Genomic DNA, 4,706 nt, shown 5'->3' on the forward strand with positions numbered 1-4,706 from the left:
TGAGTTCAGACAGACGGTCGCGCACTGCCTTGTTGGTCACCACAACGATGCGTGGCGACTGCATTCCTCTACCCGTGGGAGCGTATTCTCCAGCTTCCACAATCTCTTTTATCACTTCGTCTGACGGCATGCGCTCCGGATCAAATCCTCTCACGCTACGACGAGTCTCAAGCGTTCTTATCGTTTCGTTCATAATACCATTTGTTTTTGTTTCTGTCGGACAAGATGTCAGAAATATTGTCAAGCGTAATCCTCGATTTGACAACTTTCCACGAAAAGACATCAGCAACAAGTTCTATCAACAGATTTCCGACATTCTCTCATCTAACGGACTACAAAATTAGCTTTTGACACCCGCAATCAGAAATCGAAACAGTTAATGTTGGTTAATGCCACGCAACAACCTGCACATAAGCCCAATCTGCCATTAGCCACTCTACAATTATCTACTTGCTGCTTTGCCATTGGCATAGCTGCCATTTGGCACATTTTTTGATAATTTCAATATATATGACTCAATATGTTTTTGTATATATCATTATTGCCGCCTCGCTTATATATATAGGTTATAAGATATGGCAGGCGGTGTCACACAAGCCAAAGAGCGGTTGCACTGGTTATTGTGCCAACTGCCCTTTGGCTGATGAACTTCGGCGGAAAGCGCAACGGCAGGGAATGAAAGGCAAAGCTTCTGGCTCCTGCTGCAACAGGTCAAAACTGTCGAAATGCAATAAAGAAACTGCGTCTCAAACTGACAAACAATAAATTTTGAAGGAAAAAACAGCCTTTTCGGTAAGTTTTCAAATAAAAGTGAAAGAAAAATTTGGTGGAACGAAATAAAATTCATACCTTTGCACTCGCAATCAAGCAATGGTACCTTGGCCGATCGGTTAGGTAACGGTCTGCAAAACCGTGTAGAGCAGTTCGACTCTGCTAGGTACCTCAAGGAGTTCTGAAACAATTTTTGTTTCAGAACTTTTTTTATACCCTCGCCACACACCTCCAACATCCCCGGCATTGCCGACAAACTGTCTGTAAAACGCTACAATTCATCACATTTTCGGAACACCAAGTACTCGCAATTCAGCATATTCGCTTTGGGGTAAACCGCATAAGCCGAAAATTCCCCCTGGCGTGGGGAACGAAACCCCACATTAGGGGGTTATGTTCCCCACGCCAGGGGGGAATATATGGATGGACTTATTATTATCTGTTCAGAAGCCAGAAGGCATTCTCGTTCAGCTTGTTCATCAGCTTCTGAGGATAGCCTGGATGCTGACGCACGAAATCTTTCACCATCTCTGCCGCCTCACTGCTGCGATGGCCGCCGAGCAGCGAACCGAGCCAATAACCGGGGAAGAATATGTCGCTCGTGCGCTGCACGTCGATCAGAGCATCAAGTCCGGGAGTGATGTACCTGTTGTTGAAAGGTTCCCTCGTGCGGTCGTTGAGCAAGGCGAGGAGCGATGCTGTCCAGGGTTCCGGCTGACGATTCTCTGCCTTGAGGACAGACTGGAACAGTGCCTGCTGCTTATCTGTGTCTGGCGTGCAGGCACGGCTGACAAAGTCGAACTGCCTCAACTCATCCACATTTGAGAGTCTCTTGCGCTGCTCCGCCAATATCTCGTCACACTTCTGGGGCATCATTATCGCCAGGCGATAAGCCATGCCATTGTAGTCGTTCTTGTTGAGCAGCTTGTCGGTGCTGCCTTTCCACACAGCATATAAGGAGTCGGCTATCTCGCCACCCTGACATGAAGCATAAAGCAGACGGACGAGACGCTGTCTCACCGAAGGTATGGCGTTACGCCTGTATTCTGCCCACATCATCCTCTCGTTTATGCTGCGGTCTTCGCTATCCATCCTGTCGATGGCATTATTCCAGTAGCCGGCAAGCTGAGAGGCTATCATGGCGTTATTTTCTTTCACTATCCATTGCCTCATGGTATTGGCATACTGACGGGCCCCTATCCTATGGGCGAGGAAGTTCTCGTTGAGAGTCATGGCGAGGGCGAAACGCTGCAGTTCGTCAGCCGGAGCTTCCAGTGCCGTGGTGTCGGCGGCATCCGCTGCCATGAGCGGTTTGCCGGAACGGTCGTTTAGCACGAACAGTCCGTATCCTCTGCCATCAGCATTCAGCAATACGTTCTGCGGTTTCCCACCTGTCTCAATCTCCACGGTGCCGCTCTGCATGTCTACGGGAACGAACTCGCTCCTCACTCTCCCATTGCCATCGGCGAAATCAAGACGCACATTGAACTGCTGCTGCCATACGAGTCCGCGATGCTGCGGATCTTCTTGTTTCACAATGAGCCTGCCGTCTTTCCACTCTGCCGACACAGTTGGCATACCGCCACATTTCACCCATGTCTCGCTAAACTGCCTGATGCCACACTGCGGTGCTTTGCTGTCGAGGATGTCGATAAGCTCATCCCATGTAGCATTGCCATAGGCATACTGATGCAGATATTGGCGGATCCCGTCTCTCAGCGCCTCCTCTCCCATCTGCTGCTCCAGCTTGCGCATCATGACTGGTGCCTTGCAGTATATGATGTTGCCATAGAGCAATCCAGCCTGGTTGAGGTTGTCGAGAGACTGCTGTATGGGATGCGTGCCGGGAGTACGGTCTGTTGACAAAGCCCTCGCCTGATACATACGCAGGAAGTTCAGGTCGTGGTTCACATCGGGGTATTGCTCCCTGGCTACCTTTGCCGCAAAGAAATTGGCGAACACCTCTTTTGTCCACACGTCATTGAACCAGCGCATGGTCACCATGTCGCCAAACCACATGTGTGCCGTTTCGTGGGCTATCAGCTCCAGACGTGTCTGCTCCTCCTCTGGTGTGGGGTGTTTGCCGAGGAATATCTCGTGGTCGGTGAACTGTATCGCTCCGGGATGTTCCATTCCGCCGAACTGGAATCCGGGGAGCACCACCATATTATATTGGCTGAAAGGGAGGGGTATGCCGGTATATCTTTCAAACCACCTTATGGAGTGGTCGGCAATGTCGAACACCTTGTCGAGCTGCGCCACCTTGTCGGGGTCGGTCTCCCGGTAGAGTGCCTTGATGGTACGGCCGCTGCGTTCTGCCTTCTTGACGCTGAACTTTCCTGCCACAAAGGAGAAGAGATATGTGGGGATAAGCTGGTCGGTGACCGATGACACCGTCTCCCACCCTTCCGGCACATCGAGTTTCAGCTTGAACACAGCCTTGAGGTCAGGCTGGTCGAAACATGGGAATACCGAACGGGCATGGTCGGGAACGAAAAGCGTGTAGAGATAGTCGTCGTTGCGGTTGAGCGACTTGTCGCCGCTGGTGAACGCCACGTCTACGGCATTTTCACCGTTTTTCAGCCAGCTCTCTTTCAGTATGATATGCTCGCTGCGCCATTCGGCACGTCTCTTCTTGCCGTTAACTGTCACCACACCGCCATACTGTCCGTCGGCTCCCTGGAAATCGAGTTGCAGGTCGTCGCCGCATTTCTTATACGTAAACTTGATGACGGCAGAGCCTGTCACCTTTTCTTTCCGCGAAGCGGGAATCCTGAACTTCAGGTCGTAACACAGATTGCCGACTGCCGCCCGCCGCTGCTCGGCGAGCTTTTGGCTCACTCCCGGTTCTATCTCCACGGCACCGGCCACCATCGAACAGAGCAGCGCCATACATGCAATGATAAGTTTTTTCATAGAATTCTATTTTGTATACAAACAAGTTTTGCAAAGGCAAGCTCACCTCTGCATGACATCCAGACGATATTCTGCATCGGTTGACATTACCTAATGCAAAGATAATACATTTCAAAAAACAATGCTACAAGAAAACGATTTAAATAAGAATTATCAATGTTTCGCAGGTTACCCTGTCTACAAGAAAAGTTGAGGAAACGACGAAAGACAAGGTGTCACGACTATGGTCTGATGCCTGGAAATGTAAATAAATACACATTTCTCTCGCAAAATCGTTTTTTTACATTACCTTTGCATACTGCATTGCCCTGATCAGCCCCAGACGGTCATCAGGGCTGGCATGGATTCTGATTTTTCAGAATAGTGGATTTTTTCAATGAACAATAGCGGATATTGCAAAATAGAAGCAGACAAAAGACATCTCATACAGACAAAAAAACAATTATATATACGACAATGGAAAATAAGAAAAACATGTATTTCGCCGTGGCTTACAAGCTTTATACAAATGAGAACGGCACAGAGACAATGGTAGAAGAGGCAACAGCAGAAAAGCCATTCCAGTTCTTGAGCGGATTCGGACTGGCTCTCGACGACTTCGAGAACACCATCGTGGCTCTCAACGACGAGCAGAAGAACGACTTCGACTTCACGCTCACCAAGCAGCAGGCATACGGAGAGCATGAGGCAGAACGCGTGTTGAACCTCGACAAGGAGATGTTCTGCATCGACGGCAAGCTCGACACCGATAATATATACAAGGATGCCATCATTCCGCTGCAGAACGAGAACGGACAGCGTTTCCTCGGCAAGGTGCTGGAAATCGGCGACGACAAGGTGACAGTAGACCTCAACCACCCTCTGGCCGGCAAGGATCTGCACTTCGTAGGCTCTATCGTTGAGGCAAGAGAGGCTACAAACGAGGAGATACAGACCATCATCAACCATCTGAGCGGTGGCGGATGCAGCGGCTGCGGTGGTGAATGTGGAGGCGACTGCAACTGCAGCGGCGACTGTGG

At 49.9% G+C, this 4,706-nt stretch carries 3 protein-coding genes and 1 tRNA gene; 2 read left to right on the plus strand and 2 right to left on the minus strand.

The genetic code is table 11. The annotated features are described in order from the left end of the window. The coding region (locus tag QVO99_RS06405; RefSeq protein ID WP_288177008.1) for a nitroreductase family protein at positions 1-193 on the minus strand (193 nt) is incomplete at its 3' end. A 679-nt stretch (positions 194-872) separates the two neighbouring features. On the opposite strand from QVO99_RS06405, the gene QVO99_RS06410 reads away from it, so the two are divergent. Then, a tRNA-Cys gene (locus tag QVO99_RS06410) sits at positions 873-943 on the plus strand. Between the two features lie 263 nt (positions 944-1,206). Here QVO99_RS06410 and QVO99_RS06415 read toward each other — a convergent pair. Continuing rightward, positions 1,207-3,687: a M1 family metallopeptidase gene (locus QVO99_RS06415; protein ID WP_288177009.1), complete on the minus strand. Its 2,481-nt coding sequence runs from the start codon at positions 3,685-3,687 to the stop codon at positions 1,207-1,209. 456 nt (positions 3,688-4,143) lie between these two features. Between QVO99_RS06415 and QVO99_RS06420 the strand changes: the two genes are divergently transcribed. Further along, the coding region (locus QVO99_RS06420; RefSeq protein WP_288177010.1) for an FKBP-type peptidyl-prolyl cis-trans isomerase at positions 4,144-4,706 on the plus strand (563 nt) is incomplete at its 3' end.

The sequence above is a fragment of the Prevotella sp. CAG:592 genome, assembly GCF_000436015.1.
Lineage (GTDB): Bacteria > Bacteroidota > Bacteroidia > Bacteroidales > Bacteroidaceae > Prevotella > Prevotella pectinovora.

Excerpts from the sequence above, each read along its gene's own strand:
- QVO99_RS06415 (WP_288177009.1), bottom strand. The coding sequence starts at position 3,687 with ATGAAAAAACTTATCATTGCATGTATGGCGCTGCTCTGTTCGATGGTG.